At 73.7% G+C, this 20,975-nt stretch carries 20 protein-coding genes; 2 read left to right on the forward strand and 18 right to left on the reverse strand.

Annotated elements, in window-relative coordinates; translation table 11 throughout:
* Positions 1-985: 985 nt before the first annotated feature.
* From F593_RS0100005 to F593_RS21125, 4 genes are all read right to left on the reverse strand, one after another.
* Positions 986-2,464, reverse strand: a complete 1,479-nt coding sequence (locus tag F593_RS0100005; protein WP_022926711.1) for a nuclease-related domain-containing protein — start codon at positions 2,462-2,464, stop codon at positions 986-988.
* A 202-nt stretch (positions 2,465-2,666) separates the two neighbouring features.
* On the reverse strand, positions 2,667-3,029 hold the full coding sequence (locus F593_RS21120; protein ID WP_157251428.1) for a hypothetical protein: 363 nt from the start codon (positions 3,027-3,029) through the stop codon (positions 2,667-2,669).
* Positions 3,030-3,332: 303 nt separating this feature from the next.
* A complete protein-coding gene (locus F593_RS0100015; protein WP_022926713.1) occupies positions 3,333-3,878 on the reverse strand; it encodes a hypothetical protein in 546 nt (181 codons plus the stop codon).
* 214 nt (positions 3,879-4,092) lie between these two features.
* Positions 4,093-5,286, reverse strand: coding sequence for an MFS transporter (locus F593_RS21125; protein ID WP_022926714.1), 1,194 nt, complete (start codon positions 5,284-5,286; stop codon positions 4,093-4,095).
* 82 nt (positions 5,287-5,368) lie between these two features.
* On the opposite strand from F593_RS21125, the gene F593_RS0100025 reads away from it, so the two are divergent.
* The gene (locus F593_RS0100025) at positions 5,369-5,767 is read left to right on the forward strand and encodes a hypothetical protein (protein ID WP_022926715.1); all 399 of its coding nucleotides are present in this window, start codon (positions 5,369-5,371) and stop codon (positions 5,765-5,767) included.
* Between the two features lie 98 nt (positions 5,768-5,865).
* Here the strand turns inward: F593_RS0100025 and F593_RS0100030 are convergent, their stop codons facing one another.
* From F593_RS0100030 to F593_RS0100080, 11 genes are all read right to left on the reverse strand, one after another.
* Complete coding sequence (locus tag F593_RS0100030; RefSeq protein WP_022926716.1) at positions 5,866-6,711, reverse strand: NAD-dependent protein deacetylase; 846 nt, start codon at positions 6,709-6,711, stop codon at positions 5,866-5,868.
* Between the two features lie 160 nt (positions 6,712-6,871).
* A complete protein-coding gene (locus tag F593_RS0100035; protein ID WP_022926717.1) occupies positions 6,872-7,450 on the reverse strand; it encodes a hypothetical protein in 579 nt (192 codons plus the stop codon).
* A gap of 7 nt (positions 7,451-7,457) precedes the next feature.
* Positions 7,458-8,291 (reverse strand): SGNH/GDSL hydrolase family protein, encoded by an 834-nt coding sequence (locus F593_RS21130; RefSeq protein WP_022926718.1) that lies wholly within the window; start codon positions 8,289-8,291, stop codon positions 7,458-7,460.
* A gap of 183 nt (positions 8,292-8,474) precedes the next feature.
* Entirely contained in the window at positions 8,475-10,358 is a 1,884-nt protein-coding gene (locus F593_RS0100045) for a glycoside hydrolase family 9 protein (protein WP_022926719.1), read from the reverse strand.
* Positions 10,359-10,430: 72 nt separating this feature from the next.
* Positions 10,431-11,729, reverse strand: a complete 1,299-nt coding sequence (locus tag F593_RS27365) for a sensor histidine kinase (RefSeq protein ID WP_022926720.1) — start codon at positions 11,727-11,729, stop codon at positions 10,431-10,433.
* Positions 11,726-12,397, reverse strand: a complete 672-nt coding sequence (locus F593_RS0100055) for a response regulator transcription factor (protein WP_022926721.1) — start codon at positions 12,395-12,397, stop codon at positions 11,726-11,728. Before F593_RS0100055 ends, F593_RS27365 begins: the two co-directional genes overlap by 4 nt.
* A gap of 82 nt (positions 12,398-12,479) precedes the next feature.
* The gene (locus F593_RS0100060; RefSeq protein WP_022926722.1) at positions 12,480-13,403 is read right to left on the reverse strand and encodes an NmrA family NAD(P)-binding protein; all 924 of its coding nucleotides are present in this window, start codon (positions 13,401-13,403) and stop codon (positions 12,480-12,482) included.
* A 73-nt stretch (positions 13,404-13,476) separates the two neighbouring features.
* Entirely contained in the window at positions 13,477-14,034 is a 558-nt protein-coding gene (locus tag F593_RS0100065; protein WP_033205186.1) for a MarR family winged helix-turn-helix transcriptional regulator, read from the reverse strand.
* A 69-nt stretch (positions 14,035-14,103) separates the two neighbouring features.
* The gene (locus F593_RS0100070) at positions 14,104-14,847 is read right to left on the reverse strand and encodes a hypothetical protein (RefSeq protein ID WP_022926724.1); all 744 of its coding nucleotides are present in this window, start codon (positions 14,845-14,847) and stop codon (positions 14,104-14,106) included.
* Positions 14,848-14,908: 61 nt separating this feature from the next.
* Positions 14,909-15,256, reverse strand: coding sequence for a type II toxin-antitoxin system PemK/MazF family toxin (locus F593_RS0100075; protein ID WP_033205189.1), 348 nt, complete (start codon positions 15,254-15,256; stop codon positions 14,909-14,911).
* Positions 15,250-15,492, reverse strand: a complete 243-nt coding sequence (locus F593_RS0100080) for a ribbon-helix-helix domain-containing protein (protein ID WP_022926726.1) — start codon at positions 15,490-15,492, stop codon at positions 15,250-15,252. Before F593_RS0100080 ends, F593_RS0100075 begins: the two co-directional genes overlap by 7 nt.
* Positions 15,493-15,883: 391 nt before the next feature.
* Here F593_RS0100080 and F593_RS0100090 point away from each other — a divergent pair, with 391 nt between their 5' ends.
* Complete coding sequence (locus F593_RS0100090; protein ID WP_022926727.1) at positions 15,884-16,699, forward strand: hypothetical protein; 816 nt, start codon at positions 15,884-15,886, stop codon at positions 16,697-16,699.
* 616 nt (positions 16,700-17,315) lie between these two features.
* Here the strand turns inward: F593_RS0100090 and F593_RS27465 are convergent.
* Genes F593_RS27465 through F593_RS0100105 form a run of 3 tightly spaced genes read right to left on the reverse strand, consistent with a single transcriptional unit; the run spans position 17,316 to position 20,955 of the window.
* Positions 17,316-18,161 (reverse strand): DUF6339 family protein, encoded by an 846-nt coding sequence (locus F593_RS27465; RefSeq protein ID WP_022926728.1) that lies wholly within the window; start codon positions 18,159-18,161, stop codon positions 17,316-17,318.
* A complete protein-coding gene (locus F593_RS0100100; RefSeq protein WP_022926729.1) occupies positions 18,158-19,135 on the reverse strand; it encodes a hypothetical protein in 978 nt (325 codons plus the stop codon). Before F593_RS0100100 ends, F593_RS27465 begins: the two co-directional genes overlap by 4 nt.
* Positions 19,132-20,955, reverse strand: coding sequence for a hypothetical protein (locus F593_RS0100105; protein ID WP_022926730.1), 1,824 nt, complete (start codon positions 20,953-20,955; stop codon positions 19,132-19,134). Before F593_RS0100105 ends, F593_RS0100100 begins: the two co-directional genes overlap by 4 nt.
* Positions 20,956-20,975: the final 20 nt, after the last annotated feature.

Below are 20,975 nucleotides of genomic sequence, written 5' to 3' on the forward strand. Positions count from 1 at the left end.
TGACTCTAGCGCATCCGCTTCCGCCGTGCGATGCGACCTCAGTCACATCCGGGCTTCGCGCTGCGCCGCGGTCTCCAGCGGCTCGAGAAAGATACAACTTTTTCGCACCCGTGCGTCGCGACCCCTCCGCGCAGGGCCGATCGCGCCCGAATCTGCCGTTCCGGGACGCCGTACAGCGCAGTATCCTTCGGCTGTTCCGTGATTTGCGAATTTTCTTCCGTGAATCGGCGCTTCTGACCTTCCTGCGCGGCGGCAGGCGTCTCGAAGCGTCTCGTGATCCTGTTCCCGGTGTTCTCGGAGGCAAACGCCCCCGGTCCGCGCTGCCCCGAACGGTCTTCTCACTCCGGCGCCCTCAACGGCTCCTCTCACCCGGCGACCGCGGCAACGCGGTGCCTCGCGAGCCGCCCCCTCCCCGGGAACGGCCGTGGCGCGCCTTCCCCGGGGCCGGCCGTGGGTCGGTCGTGCCGCCCCGGGCCCTCCCTCCGCAGCCTCCGGCCCGCGGACCACCGGCGATCCCCTAGTACGCGCGGCCGCCGCCTTGCCATCGGCTGCGGGACTCGCCGCGCCGGCACACCGGGACCGGCACCGGCACCGGGACCGGCACCGGCATCGGAACCGGCACCCGCAACCGCAGTCACGGGTCGTCGGTCCGCTGGCCTCTCGTCCCGTCGATGGACGGTCGGCCTCAGCTCGCCTCCGTCTCCCCGTCCCCGAGCGTTCCCGGTCCGGCACGGAGCCGACGCCGGCACCCGCGTGCCATGCGTCCCTCTGCGGTTGGGTGGTGCCGTCGAGCGACCGAGCCGCCGGCTCGGCGCGCCACGGCTCTGATGCGCCTCGCGCATCCGTCCGCTGTGCGGTCCGCGGCGCGGACCTCGTCGTCGCGTCTCCCCCGCCAACGCAGCCGGACCCGAGTCTCGGTCGCGCCAGCGCCGTCCCGCGCGCCGTCGGTTGGGCCCGGGACTCGGCTCGAGGGGCAGCGCCGGCGCTAGGCGACCGGGAAGGTGCTGCGCAGCAGCAGGGCGACGTGCTCTGCGACGTCGGGGTCGAGGAGATCGGACCCCGTGGCGACGTCCATCGTCTCGCGCGCCGTCAGGAGCCGGACGCCGCGCAGGTCGATGCGCTGCGACCCCAGGCCGCCCGGGCGGAGCCAGTGCAGGACGCCGTGGACCGGGACGAGGCCCAGACCCGCCCGCTCGAGCGTCGCCCGAACGGTCTCCGCCTGCCACAGGCACACGTCGACGGCGGCGGAGCGGTTGCGTCCGCGGACCCGGAGGTCGATGCCGTTGCTGCGCACCCGGCCCGCGTAGTCCTTGGTGTTCGCCACCACGACGCCACCCGGTCCGATCAGCACGTGATCGATCCGCGCGGGGCTGTGGGGGATGCAGAGGTCGTGCAGGACGTGGACGGCGGGATGGTCGACGCCCAGGGCGCTGAACCGCCGGGCCGCCGTGGGGGCCGCTCCCCCGTGCATCGTCGCTCCGCCATTCCCAGCCGACGGGCCGTACGACGCCGGTCGCTGCCCCGGGACCTGCAGCCAGCCGCCGGTGTCGCTCGGCCGATCGTCGGCCTCGTCCCGCGGGGCCGTCCGGACCACCGGCGGCGCGTCTGGAACGCGGAAGTCGACGGGCAGCGACGGAAGATCCCCCGTGTCCAGGCGGACGCCCTCCCAAGCGGTGGGATCGCCCGCCGTGGGCGCCGGGCCGGCCGCGAAGGCGGCGACCGGCCCGGCGTCCCCGTGCCCCGCGGCCGCGCCGGCGGTCGTGCCGCGCACCGATCCCCCGGTGCTCCGGCGCAGCACCCACGCCGCACCGAGCACCACCGTGGTGAGCAGCGCGAGCGCGCCTGGGCGCAGCGAGATGGACGCTTCCCGGGCCTCGGGGGACGCGGCGGGCGCCCCCGGGATCCGGCCCGCACGGTCGGGCACGACCGTCGAGACCATCCGCTGCACCCGCGGGCGTTGTCCCCCGCGCACGGCGTAGGCGCAGAGGCGCAGGGCCCCCGGACCGCCGAGCGTGACCGCACCCGTCATCGCGAACTGCCGCCGGGAGCGCAGCCGGCGACCCGGAGCCGTGCCGGCGACCCGTCGCCAGCCCACCGCCCTGGACGCCGCCGTTCCCTGCAGCCGGCCGTCGGGGGCGACCGGGGGAACGGGGCAGGGCGCCGTGGCGGGGCGGACGCCCAGCAGCCGCAGCTGCGGGGCGGCGCCGCGCCGTCGCGGCGCGCGGCCGGTGATGCTCACCAGCGCGCGGTCGGCAGGTGCGTCCCCCGTGGGGGCACTGCGCCGCACCGCCATCCGCACGACGATCCGCTCACCCGGAGCGGCCTCGACGTCCTCTGCGGCGTCCGCGTCGCAGAGCACGCCGATCGCCACGGCGATCGCGCACAGCAGCGCAAAGCCCACCAGGGGGCCGAGCGCGCCGAAGGACGCGAGGGTGAGGCGGCGGGTCGTGGGTCGGTGGGGCACGCCCCGACGATCGGCCCGTCCCCCGCCTCACGCAGGAACGGAGCGGCCGGACGGACGCACGTTCGGGCCGCTCGTTTCGCAACCACTCCGCGCCCTGGCGGCGTCCGGGCGCTCTCAGGGCCGCCCGGGTGCAGGGCGCCGGCAACGCGCCGGACCCGTCCGGGCGTGGCGGCCGGCACCGGCCGCCACGCCCGTCCCGCGGTCAGAAGCGGACGCCGAGCTCCCGCGTCGCGCAGCTGTGGCAGCAGTCCGCGCCGTACATCTGCCCGGGCACGAAGCGCTCCCGGCAGCGTCCGCAATCGCGGAGGTGCTCGGCGCGGGCGGCTGCCGCCTCGTCGAGCGCGATCGCGATCTCGCGGCTCAGGTGCTCGGGACGCACGCCGGCGGCGAGGTGGCTCACGTCGCGCATCTCGGAGAAGGCGTCATCCGTGCCGATCCAGCCGACGTCGAGCCAGCCGACGAACAGCCCGGCCCGTGAGCGGGCGACGCCGAGGGTGTGGCCGGCGTCCGTCCACAGCCCGTCCTCCCCGGGGCGAAGGTCGGCCTCTTGGAGGATCTGCTCCACCGCGTCACGGCTGCGCCGGACCACGGGGGACGTTCGGGACACTTCAGGGGACCACCACACGGCCGCAAGACTAGCGGTCGAACGCGCCTCCGACGGGCCGTTTTTGCCCTTCGGACACGTGTCCTACGGCGGGTAGGGGATCCGCCGGACACGCGTGTGAGACAGGGATCGGACGCGTCGGTCCGTCACCCACGGGGCCCGGAACGATCCGGCGGCCACGGTGTACGGCGTGGGGCCGAGCCCCCGGTCAGCGGCGGACCGCGACGCTGGGGCGAGGCGGGACATTTCGCCCCGGCATCGGCGTCAGGCGCGGTGCAGGATCGGCTCGTCCGCGGCCCACACGACCCGGGCGATCTGCTCCGGGACGGGCTCCGTGTCGCGCGGCAGGCTGAGGGCGATGTCCGGCGTCGGCTCGGGCTCCGGCTCGTCCGGCAGCAGTACGAGGGCCGTCACCACGGGAGACGGCCAGCCCTCCACGCGGTCGATCGCCTCGACGCGGAAGCGGGTACCGCGGCCGAGGAACACGATGCCCTTCACGGCGTCGCCGGCGGAGTACCAGAGCGGCATGATCCGCACACCCGGAGGCAGCAGCAGCCGCACGATGGCCCGCCCCGGCTCGGCCTGCGTCATCGCGTGGCCCTGGTAAAGCGTGCAGTCGCAGAAGCCGAGGTCCTGCAGCGTGTCGCCGACGCGCAGCGGGCCGCCCGGGATCCGGTCGACGTCCTGATCCCACACGCGCCAGAGGACGAGTGGGTCCTCGAGCGGGTCCTGCTTGGCCAGGGCGGAGTCGAGCGCGGCGATCGCCTGCAGGAGCTCGAGCGGCGGGGTGGGGCGGTCGGGAGGCGTCATGCGAGTGGTGGTCGGGGACCGCCGGGGAGCTTTGCACCTCGGGTCGGGTCGGCGCGGGGAGCGGGGCGGCGGCCAGGGCGACCGGGGCGCGGGGGCGGTCACGGTCGCCGGGGCCGGGCCGCGGTCGGACGGTCACGGGGACCGGTCCGCGGTCGCGGAGTCGCGGAGGTCGCGGGGTCGCGGGGCGGACCAGGCCAGGCCCGGGCGGGCGCCGCTACGCCGTGGCCCGCCCGCGCGCGCCGCGGTGGAGCAGGGCGAACGTCGTCAGGGCGAGCAGCGCGACGACGGCCGAGAAGACCTCGCCCGCGGTCTTCAGGTTCGTGAGGGCCGCGAGCAGGCCGACGCCGACGACGGGGAGCGAGATCGCGACGTAGGCGACGACGAAGAACGTCGAGGCAACCTCGCCGCGGCGCTCGGCCGGTGTGGCCGAGGTGACCGACGCCAGGCCGGCGCGGAAGCTCAACCCCTGCCCCACGCCGGCGACCATCCCGCCGACGACGAGGAGCGCCATGGTCGTCGTCGTGACCGCGAGGCCGATCAGCACGACGCCGGTGGCGAGGGTGACGACGCCGATCCGCTGGGCGAGGTGCACGGCCACGCGGTCCATCGCGAGCTGGCCCGCCGCGGAGGACAGGAAGACCGCGAACACGACGAGCCCCACGAGCGCACGATGGTGGACGCCGAGCAGCTGCGTCATCACGGAGGGCGCCACTGCCGTGAAGAGCCCGAGGACCGCGAAGCCGGCGAACGCGCCGAGCGCGGCGGGCACGAAGACGCCGCGGACCTCGGCGGGGACGTCCGGCCGCTGCGGGGCGAACCGCGGGTGCTCCGCCCGCCGGCCCGGCTCCGGGATCGCGAGCAGCAGCGCGCCGAGGATCACGATCGCGACGAGGTCGACGACGAAGACGAGGCGCAGCGGCGCGCCGAACTCCTCCGACAGCAGGCCAGCCAGCAGCGGTCCGGCGCCCAGACCGCCCATGTTGACCAGGGTCGAGACGAGCGTCGCCCGCGCGTGGTTGCGCGGCCCGGCGAGCTCGAGCAGCGTCGCCGTCGCGGCGCCCGTGAAGATGCCGGCCGACAGCCCCGAGAGCACGCGACCGACGAACAGCGGCGCGGTGCCGTGGGCGAGCAGGAAGACGAGGGCGCTGAGCGCCGAGAAGGCGAGGCCGCCGAGGAGGACCGGCTTGCGCCCGATCTGGTCCGAGAGCGCGCCGAACAGCAGCAGCGCCGCGATCACCCCGACCGCGTAGGCGGCGAAGATCACCGTGACGAGGAAGGCGGAGAACCCGAACTCCTCGCGGTACAGCCCGTAGAGGGGCGTGGGCAGCGTCGTGCCCATCATCGTCACCGCGAAGGCGAGGGCGACCACCGGGAAGGCGAGCCGGGAGGCGGGACGGGACGTGGACACCGGGGGATCGTGACAAGCGCACGGTGGCGTGTCGTGCGTCGGATGACCGTCGTGCGCGCGGGCCAGGCGGTACGGTCGGCGCGTGACCGACTCGCTCTTCCGCCTCGTGTGCGCGCCCGCCGTGCTGACCGGCTCGCCCGAGGGCTGGGCCGTCGAGATGCTCCAGGGTGGCGAGGTCGCCGTGCTGCTCGGCGCGGACGGGCTCGAGGAGCTCGACGCCGTCGCCCGCACCCTGGACGCGACGACCGTCTCCGTCCTGCGCACCGAGGCGACGCCCGCCGAGCAGGAGCGCACCGTCATGACGCACGCCGACGGCCTCGCGCTCGTGTGGGTCGCCCCCGGGTTCGGCGACGAAGCGCGGGCCTGGGCCGAGAAGCGCGGCCCGATGACGCTGCTGGTCGAGGTCGACGGGGCCCTGCCGGAGGACGAGCGCCACCGCATCGAGCGGTTCGTGACGATCCTCAGCGGCCAGGCGGCGTAGGGCGGCGAACCTCGTCGGTGCCGGGCGGCTGGTGGCCGAGCCGGGAGCCGCCGGGCGGCGGGCGGCGGGCGGCGGGCGGCGGGCGGCGGGCGGCGGGGTCAGCCGCAGAGGCGGTCCGCGACCGCCGTCAGCGTGTCGCCCAGCGGCGCGTTCAGGACGACGTTCGCCTCGCCGTCGCCGCGGGTCGGGCTGAGGGTGACGATGCCGACGGGGGTGCCGTTCTTCGCCGCGCGGCGCACGAAGCGGTAGCCCGAGAACACCGTCAGGGACGAGCCCAGGACGAGCAGCGCCGGCGCCTGGTCCGTGAGTGCGAAGGCGCGGGTGACGCGGTCCTTGGGCACCGACTCCCCGAAGAAGACGACGTCCGGCTTGATCGTGTCCTCGCCGCAGACCAGGCAGCGGGGGACGACGAACCGCTCGACGTCGACCTCGTCCAGCGTCACGTCGCCGTCGGGGCGGATCTCGCCGGTGTCGGCGCCGTAGTCCGGGTTGTCGGCGCGGATCCGCTCGTCGAGCTCCCACCGGTTCGAGCGATCCCCGCAGGTCAGGCACACCACCTGCGAGAGCGTGCCGTGCAGGTCGATGACGTCCTCCGCACCGGCGCGCTGGTGGAGCTCGTCGACGTTCTGGGTGATGATCGCGCCGAGGTGGCCCGCCTGCTGCAGGCGTGCGACGGCGAGGTGGCCGGCGTTCGGACCGGCGGAGGAGAAGTTCTGCCAGCCGACGAAGGCGCGGGCCCAGTAACGCCGCCGCGCCTCGGACGAGCCGACGAAGTCGCGGTACTGCATCGGCGTGACGCGCCGCTTGCCGTCGGGCCCCCGGTAGTCGGGGATGCCGGACTCCGTCGAGAGGCCGGCGCCGGAGAGCACGAGGGTGCCGGGCGCCGTGTCGAGCAGGGCGACGACGGCGTCCAGGGTGCGTTCGGTGGTGTCGACGGCGGACACGGCTCCAGTATTGCGCGGCGCGGATCGCACCCCGGAGGTACGGGGCGGGAGGGCGTTCGGGTTGTGCGGGCGCCGCACGTCGGGCCGCGGGACGTCGGGTCGCGGCGCGTCGGGCCGCGGCGCGCGATCCGTTCCGCTGGTGGGGACGACCGGTGGCGCGTCAGCGGTGGCGGGCGATCCGCCGCTCCAGGCGTTCGTCGGCGATGTCCTGCCACGGGCCGATGTAGATCGCCAGCTCGCGGTAGAGCGGCTTGAGCCGCAGGTTGACCGCGTCGATCCGCGCCTGCTGGCCGCCGCGGTCGGTCAGGAGCACCCACTGGGCGAGGTTGCCGCCGGTGAGGACGGTGGCGGAGCGCAGGTGCGAGAGATCGACGGGCTCCCCCCAACCGCGGACGGTGCGGAAGTACAGGTCGTGCCCGTCGACGACCACGCGGCTGCGGAGCAGGGCGAGGAACAGCCCGCCCAGGCCGACGGTCCAGACGACGCCGAAGATCACGGCACCCGTTCCGCCGGTCAGGGCCACGCCGACCCCGATCGCCACCATCAGGATCCAGCCCACGAGCGCGACGACCCGCGGCCGGCCGACGACCCGGGCGTCCGGACCCGGAGCCGCGGCGACGCCACCGGGCCGGGATGCGAACGGGTCGGCGGTCGGCTGAACACCACGCATCCCCCGCGTGTTGCCGCCGAAGGGCGGGGGCGGTTCGTCGTCCTTCCGCCGTCCGAAGCCGGGACCCATCGCCGCACTATGACGCGCCCCCGTCGAGCTGGGCGAGGATCGCGGGCAGGTAGCCCTCGGCGTGGCCGACGGCGTTGGGGTGGAAGCTCTCGCGCAACGGCGCCGACAGGCCGTTGAGCCACTCGGGGTCGTCGCAGACCGCGTGGCCGTCGAAGGCCGGGATGACGTCGGCGAAGCGGAACCCGGCGGCGTTGGCCCGGTCGCGGAGCACGTCGCGCAGCAGGTCGGCGGTGCCGTTGAGGAGTCGCGACTCGGCGCGGCTGAAGAAGGTGACCGGTCCGCAGTCGATGCCGTTGAGCAGCCGGGGGTAGCCCGCCACGACCACGGTCGCCGCGGGGGCGCGTCTGCGGATCGCGGCGTAGAGCCGGTCCAGGCGCGCGGGGAGCGTGCGGCGGAGGAACCGGCGTGCGCGGTCGACGGGACGGGAGCAGCGCGCCAGCCAGCCGGGCAGGGCGCAGCGGGTGATGACGCCGGTGAACCCCGCGTCGTTGCCCCCGATCGTCAGGGTGATCAGGGCCGTCGCCGACGTGACGGCGGCGAGCTGCTCGCGCTCGACGTCCGGCACCGTCGCCCCGGAGCAGGCCACCGAGCGCAGCGCCGTTCCGGGACGCGCGGCCGCCACGAGCGCGGGGAACGCGGCGTCCGAGCGCCGGCAGGCCACGTCGACGTAGCTCCCGGTTCCGGTGCCGGACGAGTACGAGTCACCGAGGGCGACGTACTCCCCGGCCGCCGCCGGGGTCGATCCCGCCGCCAGGGCGGCCAGGACGAGCGAGGTGACCAGCGCACAGCAGGCCAGCAGCGGGACGACGGGGACGGGCGGGCGGCGGTGGGTGCAGGACATGCGGGCGGGACGGCCGGGGACACGGGAGGTCCCACGCTGGCGCCCGGCGACGTCCCCGAGCCCGTCGGCACCGGTTCGGTGCAGAGACGGGCCGGTGTCGTGGCGGCGGGTGCTGTCGCCCGGCGCACCTGACCCGTCCCGCGGGGCGCTTCCGCCGCCCCACGCCCCGCGCCGGCCCCGCCCTCAGCGGGCCGACGCCGCGAAGGCCAGCATCGCCACCGCGGTGAAGTCGATCGCCGGCTCCACCGTCTGCCAGGCACCGACATCGTCGACGTAGCGGGCACCCTTGCCGTCGAAGCGGCCCCAGCCGTCGGCGGGGGCCGAGGCGCACGGCTTCATCGTGTCGAACCAGTTGAGCTCGTCGAGCAGGGAGGCCTCGTTCGGGCCGTTGACGACCGCGCCCGTGACCTCGCCCTGGCCCGCCAGGTTCGCGACCTGGTGCTCCGGGCAGCGCGGGTAGAGCTCGCCGGCGCCGATCATGAAGCTCGAGCCCCACGCGTTGGCGCCGAGCGCCCATCCGCGCTGGCCCGTGCCGAAGGCGGCGTAGCGGCGATCGCCGGTGGCCTTTTCGTACATGCGTGCCGTGGCGACGAGGCCGAACGTGTGGGGGACGGAGTCGAAGTCCGTGTACGACGCGCCGGCGCGGAACGGATCCTTCGCGGCGACGGCCGCGGCGTCCCCGAGCTGTCGGCGCAGGTCGGCGGTGACCTGCGGGCCCACCGGGTCGCGCAGGCCCAGCAGGTCGACGTGGGCGAGCGCGCTGACGTCGGCGACCTCGAGGGTGCCCTTCGCCCAGGAGGCGATGTACCCCGTGGCCCACCGCGCGGCCTGCGCCTGCCAGTCGGCGGCGCGCGGGTCGCCCAGGCGCTTGCCGGCGAGCGCGAGCTCGACGGCGGCGAACTCCAGGTCGTCCTGCCAGGAGTCCTCGGGGTAGAACGCGGCGGGGACGGCCGTCGAGTTCTCCGTCGCCTTCGTGTCGGCCTGCGCGTAGATCGCGGCGGCCTTGCGGAGCCACACCGCGGCCTGCGCCTCGTCGCGCTCGTTCTGCGCGGCCAGGGCGAACGCCGCGGCCGTGCGACCCGCGAGGCTCGGCGCGATCGGCCCGCCGGGCGTGTTCGCACGGAAGACCGGGCGGTGGCTGATCGTGTAGTCCGGCGACCCGGGCTTGGCCGTGCTCCGATCGTCGTCCTCCGGCAGGCGCCACACGTCGTGGTCGGTGCGGACGGTCTCGTTGCCGTTACCGATCCCGACCTGTGCGTAGAGCGTGCGGGTCTCGTCGTCCCACATCCGGTCGAGCCAGCGCAGGCCGTGCTGCGCCTCGGCGGCGAGGCCGGGAACGTCGGGGGCGGTGCGCTCCGTCACGAGCATCGCGGCGGTCGCGAACGCCGTCGTGCCGGTGAACTTGAGGAAGTCCCCCGCGTCGAACCAGCCACCGGAGACGTCGACGGGGCCGCCCGCGGCGGCGAGCTTCTTGTCCTGCAGGACGTTGCCGTCCGCCGAGTAGCGCGGGGTCTTGTAGACCGTGGCGGTCTCGTCGCGCAGGTGCGACGGCTTGCGTCCCAGCACCTCGGGCAGCACGTCGCGGCCGTCGCGCTGGGCCTGGAAGAACCGCACGTTCTTCGCGATCAGCCCGTCGAACAGCTCGGCGGCCGGGGCCACCGTGAACGCCGGCGAGGTGCCGGTGAGCGTGCCGCCGAGACGCACGCGGTAGCGGCCCGGGGTCTTGACCGCGGAGAGGTCGAGGGGACGGACGGCGTCGTAGCGGCTGTTCCACTTGCCCGTCGACGCGCCGAGCTTGCCGCGCAGGACGACCGTCCCGGCGTCGTCGAGCACCGAGAACTCGCCGCCCGAACCCGTGCGCGGCGCGCCGAGGACGAAGGCCGCCTTGGTCTCGTCCGGCGCGAACCCGACCTGGTCGACGCGCACGATCGCGGAGGTGGCCTTGCCGGCGCGCTGATGCGAGGCGGCGGTGGCCGCCGCGGTACCGGCGCCGAGCAGGACCGGTCCGGCGAGGAGCGCGGCGACGACCCGGCGCCGACGCGTGGCTGAGGGAGTGAGGGGGATCATGGGGCGCAGGGTGGCGAGACCCACATGAGCGGAACGTGAGGCGCCCGGTGGCGGCGGGGCGCGGCGGACCCTTCAGGCCGGCGGGGCGGCCTCGGGCAGCCGCAGCTCGGCCCGCGTCCCCCCGCCCGGCGCCTCGAGCAGCCGCGCGGTGCCCCCGTGCAGCTCGGCGATCCAGCGGACGATCGCCAGGCCCGACCCGGTGCCCTCGCCGCTCCCGACGCCCCGGGCGAACACCGCCTCGCGACGGTCCTCCGGCACGCCCGGTCCGTGGTCGGTCACCGCGACGACGCCCCAGTCCACGGTCACCACGATCTCGTCGCCACTCCCCCGCTCCCGGCCGGCGTCGTCCCGCTCCGCGCCGACGCCGGCCGAGCGCGCGTCGTCCCCGCCGTACCGCAGCGCATTCTCGACGAGGTTGCGGACCGCCTGGGCCAGCAGCTCCGCGTCGCCGCGCACCACCGACGGCGTCGTCTGGACGACGAGCCCACCGGCGGCCGGAAGCTCCTCGACGGTGCGCTCGACGAGCTGGTCGAGTCGCAGGAGCTCGAGGTCCGGCCGGTGCGTTCCCGCCTCGAGCCGGGCGCGGGCGAGCAGGCCGGTGACGAGGCGGCCCAACCGGTCGACCTGCCCGAGCGCCTCGCGGACCGTCGCCGGCGCCCGTTCCGGCGTGCGGGTGCCCGCCTCGAGCGCGAGGCGCAGCACCGACAGCGGGGTGCGGAGCTCGTGGGCGGCCTCGGCCAGGAACTGCTCCTGCCGCTCGAGCGCGCGCAGCGCGGGCCGCGTCGCCCGGCCGGAGAGCCGGTGCCCCACGGCCGCGGCGAGCAGCACGAGCGCGAGGCAGCCGAGGAGCAGCGCCCGCACCAGGCGGTCGTGCCCGGCGCCCGCGGCGGAGGGATCGGCGCCGACGAGGACCATCGCGCCGACGCGGTCGCCGTCCCACACGGGCGCGTAGGCCCACACGAGCCTGCGGCCGGCACGGGTCGGCGACGCTGCGCGCGCCGGCGCCTGGTCCAGGCGCACCTCGGCCAGCATCCGGCGCAGCTCGTACGGCTCCGGCAGCCCGCGCGGGCCGGGTCGGGCGTAGCGGACCCGGTCGTCGGCGACGACGGCCAACGCCGCGTTGCCGCGGGCCAGCTCGTCCTCGCGCAGCGGCTCGAGGTGCAGTCCGTCGTCGTCGTAGTAGACGGCCCGGGCCAAGGCCGTTGCGCGGGCGCGGACGTCGGCGTTCGTCTCCGTCCGCCGCGAATCCGCGTCGATCTGCGCCGCGATGAGCGCGAGGACGAGCAGGCACGCCGCGGTCGTCGCGGCGAACAGCAGCGTCATCGTGCGCCGGACGCGCCGCAGCCGCCGCGCGGCGGGACTCAGGCTCATGCGTCGCCCGCGACCGCCAGCCGGTAGCCGACGCCGCGCACGGTCTCGATGGGATCCGGCGCGCCCAGCCGCCGGCGCAGTTGCCCGATGAGGACGTCGACGACGTTCGACATCGGCTCGCTCAGTTCGTCCCAACAGCGCTCGATCAGGGTCGTTCGGGATACGACGTCGCCCGGCCGCTCGGCGAGCACCTCGAGGACCGAGAACTCCTTGGCGGTGAGCGAGAGCAGGATGCCGCCGCGGGTGACCCGATGGCGCGGCACGTCGATCACCAGGTCGCCGACCGTCGTGATGGTCGGGCGCGCCACCGTTCCGCGCCGGACGAGCGCCCGCACGCGCGCCACGAGCTCGACCATCGCGAACGGCTTGACGAGGTAGTCGTCGGCCCCGTGCTCGAACCCCTCCACCCGCTGGTCGACGCCGTCGAGCGCGGTCAGGACGAGGGTCGGCAGCGGCGACCCGTCCGCGCGCAGGTCGGCCAGGAGGGAGAGGCCGTCGCCGTCGGGCAGCCCGCGGTCGGCCACGAGCGCGTCGTACTCGTGGACGACGAGCCGCCGACGGGCCGCGGCCAGGTCGCGCGCCAGGTCGACCGCGAACGCCGCGTCGCGCAGCCCGGCCGCGACGGCGGGACCGAGCTGCGGATTGTCCTCGAGGACCAGCACGCGCATCGGGCGGGAGGGTACGGCAGGGTGCCGGGTGGGACGGGGACGCCGGGCCCGGGCTAACGCCCGGGGCTCGCCGCCTCGCCCGTCAGGCCGACGCGCCTCCGGTCCGCTCCCGCGCCACGTGGGCCGCGAGCACGTCGCGCACCGTCGTCCACTCGTGCGCGCCGTAGCGGTCGTTGTCGACGTGGTGCAGCTGGGCCTGGCCGCTGAACATGCTCACGAAGTACTGCATGCCCTGCCAGGCCGGGAAGGTCTCGTCGGGGTCCTTCGCCAGGCGCCGGAGGACCTTGCTCATCACCGACAGCGAGCCCGTGGTGCCGGCCCACTGCGGCTTGAACGTCGTGCCCGTCAGCTCGGTCATCGTCTGCGCGACATCCCGGGCCGTGACCCGCGAGCCCGCGACCTCGACCACGCGCGGGGCGTCGGCGTCGAGGGCGACGGAGGCGGTGACGCGGGCGACGTCGTCCTTGGACGTGAAGTCCAGGATCTGATCCGCCGAGGACCAGAACAGCACGCGCTTGCGATCGAAGAGGATCATCGGAGCCTCGCCCGTGAGGATCTCGGCGAACGCCCCGTTGAGGATCGACGTCGCCCGGATCGGCGCCGCGTCGACGTCGGCCGCGAACTCGCGCCGGAGTTCGAAGTTCCGGTTGCTGCCCACGGCGATCGACCGGTAGTCGGCCGAGTAGTCCGAGGGGATGAACCGCGGGACGCCCGCCGCGACAGCGGCGGCCAGGAGCGCCCGCTGCGCGTCGACGATCACGGGGCGGACGCCGCTGACGGCCGACACCACGACGTCGACGCCGGTGACCGCCGTCCTGAGGGCCGCCCCGTCAGAGTAGTCGGCGACGACGACGTCGATGCGCTCCTCGCCGCCGAAGAGCGCGGCGGCCGTCCCGCTGCCGGGGCGCGTGAGGACCCGGAGCCGGACGTCGTGCTGCAGGAGGGCCCGGACGATGCGGCGGCCGAGGTCGCCGGTGGCGCCGGCGATGAGGACGGTGGAAGTCATGGGGAGTCGCTGTTCTTCGTGGGGTGGTGCGGGGATGGGCCGCGCGCGATTGGTGCGGGGATCTGGCGCGCGATCAGTCACGCGACGGTCTGCGGGAGCGCTCGGGAGCGGCAGCGGGAAGCGCGGGCGTGGGCGGCGCGCCGTCGGCGGCCGCCTCGATGTCGCCGGCGCCGAGGGCCACGCGGGCGAGGAGCCGCCGGAGCTGGGTCTGCTCGTCGCCCGCGAGGTGCCGGAGGAGGACGCACTCGGCGTCGCGGAGGCCCTCGCGGGCCGTCGACAGCAGCGCGCGACCGGCGTCGGTGGGGTGCACCTGCCGGACGCGCCGGTCACGCGCGTCGGGCCGCCGCTCAACGAAACCACCGGCCTCGAGCCCGTCGATGACGTAGGTCATCTGCGTCTTGTCGATGCCGAGCCGGTGGGCCAGCGCGAGCTGCGAGGACGGGGACTCCGTCGTGATCGCGACCAGCACCTGGTAGCCGCGGGGCCCTCCGGGGACGTCGGCGACGGCGGCCGTGGCGACCTGCGAGAAGGCGCGGTACGTGACCGGGAGGGCCCAGCCCAGCTCGGTCTCGATGCCCTGGGCGGACCAGTCGATGTCGGGGAGGGGGTCGGCCTCCGTCATTGCTCCCATGGAAAGATCGTATCATTGCAAGACGATATTTCCGAGGGACGGTTTTGCGCTCGGTCAGGCGGACCCGCGTCAGTCCCCCAGGTGCCAGGTGAAGGAGCCGTCCTCGAAGTCCACCCGGGCGGTGAACCGGTAGCCGCGGGAACTGCCGTCGGGGTCCTCGTCCGTCACCGCGATGCAGCTGTACTCGGCCGTCGTGACGGTGAAGTCGTCCTCGGTGCCCTCCGTGTTCTCGCAGCTCGTCGAAGTCGCGCGGTCCTCGAGCAGGCCCTGCGCGTGCTTGTCACGGGCGTCCTTGGTCACCGCCTTGCGCAGCTCGCGGACGGTGAGCGTGCGGATGCTGCGCTGCAGGCGCTCCTCCTCGACCGCGGCGTCCTCCGCGTCGGAGGCCGCCTGCGCCTCCTCCTGCGCCTTGCGCTCCCGCTCCCGACGGGCCGCGTCCTGCGCACGGGCCTCGGCGCGGGCGCGAGCCTCGGCCCGCTGGTCCGCACGGACCTTCAGCGTCGCACCCGTCGCGATCCCGCCGATCAGGAGGACGGCCAGGAGGGCCAGTACGATCCGCTTCGCACGCCGGCTCAGCTGCGGCCCGCGCCGGCCGCGGACATAGCTCGCGCCGCAGTGGGGACAGAAGTCGCCGGTCGTCGCAGCGACGGTCGAGCAGCGGCGGCAGACGCGCTCGGGGAGGACGTCACCGGTCGAACCCCCGGATGGACGGGGCTCCGGCTCGGTGTCGCTGCTGCCAGCGGGGCCGGCGTCCGTCGGCGCCTCCCCGCGGAGATGCTCGTCGTGGCCCTCGGGGTGCTCGTGCTGTTCCATGCCGACCGGGTCGGACCGGCTGCGGGGGATCTGACGATGCTGCCGGGCGAGCCCCCGGGACTCAGCCGGCCAGTCCGAGCGCGCGCCGCAGCCCGGCGTCCACCTGAACCAGCGTCCACGCGGGAAGGGCGCCGACCCGCACCTCGAGCGCGGCCCGGTCGAGCGTGGCGACCTGTGTCACGTTCGCGACGGAGTCGGCGGGAAGACCGGAGAGCTCGGCGGGCAGCGCCACGTTGCCGGGAAGGGCCGCCAGCCGCAGCGTACGCGTGAGCGCGACGACGATCACGGTGTTGATCCGGGACGCATTGAAGGGGTCGGCACTGACGATCAGCACCGGGCGGCGCTGGGCCGGAGCGGAACCCCGGGACTCGCCGAGGTCGGCCCACCAGACCTCCCCCCGGCTCACCACGCGCCGTCGTCCGCCTGGGGCCGTCGGGCGGCGGCGGCCACGAACGCGTCGGTGTCCCCGGCGCCCCCACCGGCGAGGACCGCGTCGATCTGGGCGGTCGTCCCGTCGTCGTCCAGTGCCGCGAGCCAGCGCTCGGCGGCCCGGGAGAAGAACTCGCTGCGCGACATCCCGAGGCGATCCGCGGCCGCGTCCACACGGGCGAATGTCGCATCGGGGACCGAGATCGCCGTCTTCACGGACCCGAGTATAACCCGGTCATACCCGTGCCTCATCGGTGCCGGTTCGACGCCGCGTCGGCCCCCGGGTGGATCGCCCCGGTGGGTGCCGCCACTGCCCACCCCGGCCCATACGGCCGTATTGAGCGCAAGATCGGCCCACCGCAGGAGCACCCCTCGCAGCGCCGCGTAGCCCACCTCGGGCTCGGAGCCGGGAGGAGGGCCACCGACGCCGACGAGGTCCGTACGGGCGATCGCCCCCACGAGGGGCGGCGAGATGTACCTCGACGGCGACGCGCTCGGCGCGCCGCGCCGGGTCGAGGAGCTGAACGCCGAGCTGGCCCGCAGGCCAGCGTGATCCTCGGCGCCGATTTCGTCCCGCTGGCGTCTCCGGCTCTGCGAGGCTCGCCCCGTGCCTCCCGCGTTCATCCCCCGCACCGATATCGACCTGCTGCACCGGGACGTCTGCAAGCGCCCGGGCGGGCCGCAGGCGCGGCTGGACTGGGCGGCGCCGACCGACATCGTCGACCAGGTCGCGACCGCGTTCGCGACCTCGATCGAGCAGCTGGCCCCGTACGACAACGACGAAGGGTTCCGGCACCCGGAGACCACGGCGCTGACGGCGGCCAAGGTCGACGACCTCCGCAGCACGATCAGCGTCGCCCTACGGCTGAGCGACGAGGGCCGGCGCCTCGAGGCCGCGGACGGCAAGGGCCCGTCCTACCGCTACGTCGAGCGCGAGATCCTCCCCCAACGGACCACCGGCGGCGTGCGCTTCAACGATCCCCGCCAGGAGCTCGCCGACGGCGGCCCTGCGAGCTCGGCCATGCGGGTCGACCTGCTACTCGAGGCCGACGACGGCGCCCCGGCCGTCGGCGAGATCAAGATCCGCACGGACAAGGACCCGATCTGCGCGCTCCTCCAGGTGCTTGCGGCCGCCTGCCTGCTCTCGACGCCCCCGCAGCGCGAGCGCCTAGACCTGCACCACGGCCTGCAGACCGTCGGCCCGCTCGACGCGGTGATCCTGCTCGTCGACTACCCCGACTCCCCGCTGATGCAGCGGGTCCTCGACCGGGCGGAGGAGCTCGCGATGGCCCTCGTCGCGGACCCCCGCGTGGGCGGGTACGTCCGCCGGATCGTCGCGTTCGAAGCGACCGCGAACCCCACGGCGGGGGATCCGTTGACGGCGCGGATCGCGTTCCTGGCGGAAGGGAACGGCGGGGGCTGAGGCGGCCAGGGTTCGGATCGAGCGACCACCGGGGCCTCCCCGCCCCGCGGGCGTAGAGCGCGCCGGGGGGCCTCAGGCACCGCCACGCCACACGGGGCGATCCGGCGCCTTCACTTGCCCGATCCGGCGGACGCGTCGGGGCCTCAGCGGGCATCGACGCGGCAAACGACCTGAGCGGCGGGCGTCGATCGCCCGGACCCGTTCGATGCTGGACGTCGCGAAAGCGGACTCGCGGCGAAGACGCGTGAGCTACCTCGCGTCAAGCCTACCGACGGACGGGCCGACCTCGTTGATGCGAACGCCGACGCGCCGGTGCTCATCCACGTATTCCGGAGCGCGGCCTGGTCGCTGGGGAGCAGGTCGTAAGAGAGCGGACGCGTCGCTCCGAGCTATCGGAGGCCCACGCATCGACCCGAGGGCCCACGATTCATGGTGTGCCGGCGCAACGGAGTTCTACGCCGAACCCGCCGTGCTGCACCGCAAGTTTGCGCCAAACTGGACTCATGTTGAACCTCGACCACCGTACGGTCGAGCGCTTTAGTGCAACGGCGGCCATTGTCGAGGTCTGAGGCGCAGGCGGCAAACCGTCCGGGTCGGCTTGCCGGAAGCCGAACCATCAGTCATCCCCGACATCGCCAGGGCGCCGGCTCCCCGCTGTCGGGTCGTCTTCGGTCGCGATTCCGGCGCTGTCGGCAACCCGGTGAAGGAGCTGGAGCGCCGCCGCGACCTTGTCGTCGAACAACGGATCAGCGAGATCGTCAGGGCCGGCCACCCCGTCGGCAAGCAGGTCGTCGAGGATCGGCGGACTCGAGATCCAGGATCGGCGCGCATCGCTGTCCGCGACGGCCGCGGGTGCCACGGCGTCGAGGGCCGCGACGAAGAGCTGCGCGTTGGCCGCCGTCGAGAGCCGGTTGATCTGCCGTCCGACGAGGCGCTTGCCGTCCGTCCTTCGCGAATGGAGGAAATCCAGCAGGGCGGCGCAGAACGCATGGTTCCGGGTGGCGCTGATCTTCAGAAGGGTGTTCGGGATCTCCTGCAGTTTGAGCGCTTCGCTCGCGGGCCCGTAGTCGGACCCGCGTCTGAAGAGCTCCGTCGTCCACCACAGCCGAGAGAAGGCATTCGTCGCGGCCCCCCCGATGAAGCGGGCGCGCTGGTCCGGATACCGCCAGCGCACGTAGTCGGGGCAGTCAACGATCGACAGATGCAGCCACATCCCACGTTCGCCCGCCTCGCGTCGGGTCAGCCGGAGTGCCGCATGGACACGGGGCCCGAGCCACCGGTCGGATGCCGCGGCATCGTCTCCGAACATCTTCCTCGCGTGCTCGAAGAGGTCGACCACGTCGTCCGTCGCGACGTCGACGCGGCCGACGTCAGAGACGAGCCCCTCGACATCCGGCTCTTCGGACCCGATGACGAAGGCGTCGGTCAGCCGGGCACCCACGGCCGGGGCAAGCACCTTCATCCGTTCACAGCTGCCTTCAGGCTCTTTCGGAGTTGCGCCCCGGCCTTCATGTGGCGGGACACTGCAAGTTGCACCATGGCATGAGTCACGGCGGCCTCCTCGCCGTCGAGGTCCCGTCGGATTTGTTTCATGGCCTCTTCCAACGGTTTGTCGGGGTACACGGCCGGCAGTGCCCATCGCAAGACGTCGGCTCGCCACTCGATCGAGGGCAGCCGGTGCTCCCCGGTCTCCTCGTCCACGTTGATCGCTGCGGTCGAAACTGCGATGGCACTGGTCCATGCGGCCGCGACGATTCGATGCATCTCAGACTCTCGAAGGGCACGCTCGATCGGAGGCACGCGGTCGCCTCCGTCGAGTAGCTGTCGGAGTCCGTCGACACCTGCATTCAGGTGGATGATCGGCGTCTCACCGGTCAGGTCTAGGAAGAAGCTCTCGGTTGCGGCAGCTTCCGGAACAGATGTGTCACGGTCATCGCCCTCGAATGCCGACCATTTCACCGAGAATGTTCCTTGGAACGGTGGCCGGACCGTCGCGTCGGCGTACAACGCCCACGGTTCGGAGACCCCGAGACGTCTCGCAGGGCGCCCCCCGACGTCTCCGGTGAGCAGACACTCGACGGCCACCTTGCCGCGCAGATCGTCCGCGTCGAGCGTCACCGCGCCACGCCAGTGATCCTGCTCTCCCGGGTCTCGCTCCAAGGGGAACCCGTAGCGAACCAGAGTTGCGACACAGGCGACGCGGACCACCATCCGGACGTCCTCGCGACCAGTCACCAGAGCCGCTGCGTCGGCCGGCTGGATCCGGGCGCTCACGTCGAAGGTCACCCTTCGCCACGCCTGCGGAGCACCGCTCAGGTCCATGTGGCGAAGGTGCCCCTCCAGGAACTCGGGGCGAGGAACTCCGTCGACCGTCAGGGCATCGACGGACAGGTCGAGGGGCTCGTTCAACGTCGGATGGGGCAACAACGTGGTCATTCGGCCACCTCTTGCGTGTCACGCAGCGCGACGTCGATGGCGACATCCTCTGGGCGTCCCGGTAGCGACAACGAGTCGATCTCGACCCGGAAGCGACACTTCTTCTTGCCCGACGAGACCGTCACGGTTTCTCCAGTGACATCGCAGTTCTTCACGGCCTCCAGGGACGACATCTCGACGTCGACAGCCCCAGATTCGCCGACCACCCGGACCACCGGCCGGAATGTCCAACATTGCCCGGCACGCACGCTTGCGACCACCGAGGCCTCGATCTTCCAGACACCGTCGTCGACCCCACCCTCGGCCTTTGTCACGCGGGGCTCGCCACTCGGTCGCGTCGGGGCCTTGATGGCCAGCATCCGGCTCAGGGCCTCCGGGCCGTCCTCACCGTCGGACGACGTCGGGGCGACCAGGTCCCTCAACGTCGAGCGGACGCTCCCCCGGAGCTGTTCGAGTGAGGCGCCGCCCCCGCGACGGTACGACGCCTTCATGTCCGGGGTGAGGGTCCACATGTCGTGAGACGGGGGCTCCGCACTGCGAAGGAACTGCTCGGCCACGTCCGCCGCCTCGTCGTCGGTCGCTGCCCCGCAGAGGAGGACGGCATGGAACGGACGTGCACCGATGCGGAGGTTTGGGAGGCGCCAGTACTCGACGACCATGCCGAGACCGCGGACCAGGGCGACCGAGTTGGCCGCGGCCTGCTCCGTCTCCGGGTCCGCGCGGCGGACGAGAAGCTCGGCCCGGTGGACCGTCTCGGCGTGTGCCTGGTCCTGACGGTCGGGGACCGTGAGCTCGGCGCGCCGCGCCACGACACCACCGACCTCCACGAGGGACTCGTCCAGTGCCCCGGCCCGGCGCGCCTCGAGCAACGCGACGTAGGGGCCGACCTCCTGGCCCAGCGGAAGGTCGACCTCGGTGCGCGGACCCAGGGGTCCTGCGTCGTAGTAGCCGACGGTCGGCCGGAGAAGGTCCCGCCCGATCGCTGGCCAGAAGTGCACCGCGAGGGCTCGTGCGAGGACGTGAGCCATCGACGCCACGTCGTCGGGCCCGTCGTTCGACGGGTCCTGGAATCCAAGGACGAGGATCGACGTCCCGGTCGTCCCGGTCGGGCGGTCGAGGAGCATGTCGGCGGCGCGGGACCCCATGTCCCAGGCCGAGACCGCCTGATCCTCCGAGTCTCGGGCCCCGAACCATCCTGGGCCGGCAAACCGTCCCCCGGTGGTCTCGTGCCAGGCGAGCTCACACCGACCGAAGAACCGCCCGAGCCGATGTTCGGGATTCTCGGGTTCCGCTTCGGCGAGGTCCGAATGGAAGAGGACGGTGGACAACGACGAGCAGCGCCACAGGACGGCCTTCCCCAGTCCGAAGGCCCCCCCTGCGGTACTGGCCTTGTTCGAGTCCAGATTGTTGCGGCACAATGCAGCGAAGTTGCTGTTGGTGCCACGCTCGGCGCCGACCAGGCCTCGGGAGTCGAGTTCTTGGATGCTCAGGACGATCAACTCGTCCTCATCGGCGAGACGGTCGAGGCCGACCCGTAGCTCTCGCCCGAACTTCTGAGTCTCGTCGGCAGACGCATCGAGGTGGGGTTGCAGCTCCGGCCAGCCGATCTCATCCTCGAAGGCGCGAAGGGCGTTGCCGGTCAAGCGGTACAGCGCAAAGTCCACGTCGACGTGGTCGCCCTTCCTGACGTCCAAGACGTTCTGGCAGACCTCCCGGGTGAACACCTCCAGGGTCGGATCGAACGCCCACACGTTCGCGTTGCCGAAATCCCTGCCGCCGTCGGGATTCTCGGGTCGGAACTGCCAATGGATCTCGGTCATGTGAACCTCGGAGTCGAGCG

This window comes from Patulibacter americanus DSM 16676, assembly GCF_000420025.1.
Lineage (GTDB): Bacteria > Actinomycetota > Thermoleophilia > Solirubrobacterales > Solirubrobacteraceae > Patulibacter > Patulibacter americanus.

What these genes read in the sequence shown, in the direction of transcription:
- F593_RS0100015 (WP_022926713.1), bottom strand. Translation starts at nt 3,878, where the DNA reads ATGACGCCTCCCGACCGCCCCACCCCGCCGCTCGAGCTCCTGCAGGCG.
- F593_RS0100035 (WP_022926717.1), bottom strand. Translation starts at nt 7,450, where the DNA reads ATGGGTCCCGGCTTCGGACGGCGGAAGGACGACGAACCGCCCCCGCCC.
- F593_RS21130 (WP_022926718.1), bottom strand. Translation starts at nt 8,291, where the DNA reads ATGTCCTGCACCCACCGCCGCCCGCCCGTCCCCGTCGTCCCGCTGCTG.
- F593_RS0100045 (WP_022926719.1), bottom strand. Translation starts at nt 10,358, where the DNA reads ATGATCCCCCTCACTCCCTCAGCCACGCGTCGGCGCCGGGTCGTCGCC.
- F593_RS27365 (WP_022926720.1), bottom strand. Translation starts at nt 11,729, where the DNA reads ATGAGCCTGAGTCCCGCCGCGCGGCGGCTGCGGCGCGTCCGGCGCACG.
- F593_RS0100055 (WP_022926721.1), bottom strand. Translation starts at nt 12,397, where the DNA reads ATGCGCGTGCTGGTCCTCGAGGACAATCCGCAGCTCGGTCCCGCCGTC.
- F593_RS0100060 (WP_022926722.1), bottom strand. Translation starts at nt 13,403, where the DNA reads ATGACTTCCACCGTCCTCATCGCCGGCGCCACCGGCGACCTCGGCCGC.
- F593_RS0100065 (WP_033205186.1), bottom strand. Translation starts at nt 14,034, where the DNA reads ATGGGAGCAATGACGGAGGCCGACCCCCTCCCCGACATCGACTGGTCC.
- F593_RS0100070 (WP_022926724.1), bottom strand. Translation starts at nt 14,847, where the DNA reads ATGGAACAGCACGAGCACCCCGAGGGCCACGACGAGCATCTCCGCGGG.
- F593_RS27465 (WP_022926728.1), bottom strand. Translation starts at nt 18,161, where the DNA reads ATGAAGGTGCTTGCCCCGGCCGTGGGTGCCCGGCTGACCGACGCCTTC.
- F593_RS0100100 (WP_022926729.1), bottom strand. Translation starts at nt 19,135, where the DNA reads ATGACCACGTTGTTGCCCCATCCGACGTTGAACGAGCCCCTCGACCTG.
- F593_RS0100105 (WP_022926730.1), bottom strand. Translation starts at nt 20,955, where the DNA reads ATGACCGAGATCCATTGGCAGTTCCGACCCGAGAATCCCGACGGCGGC.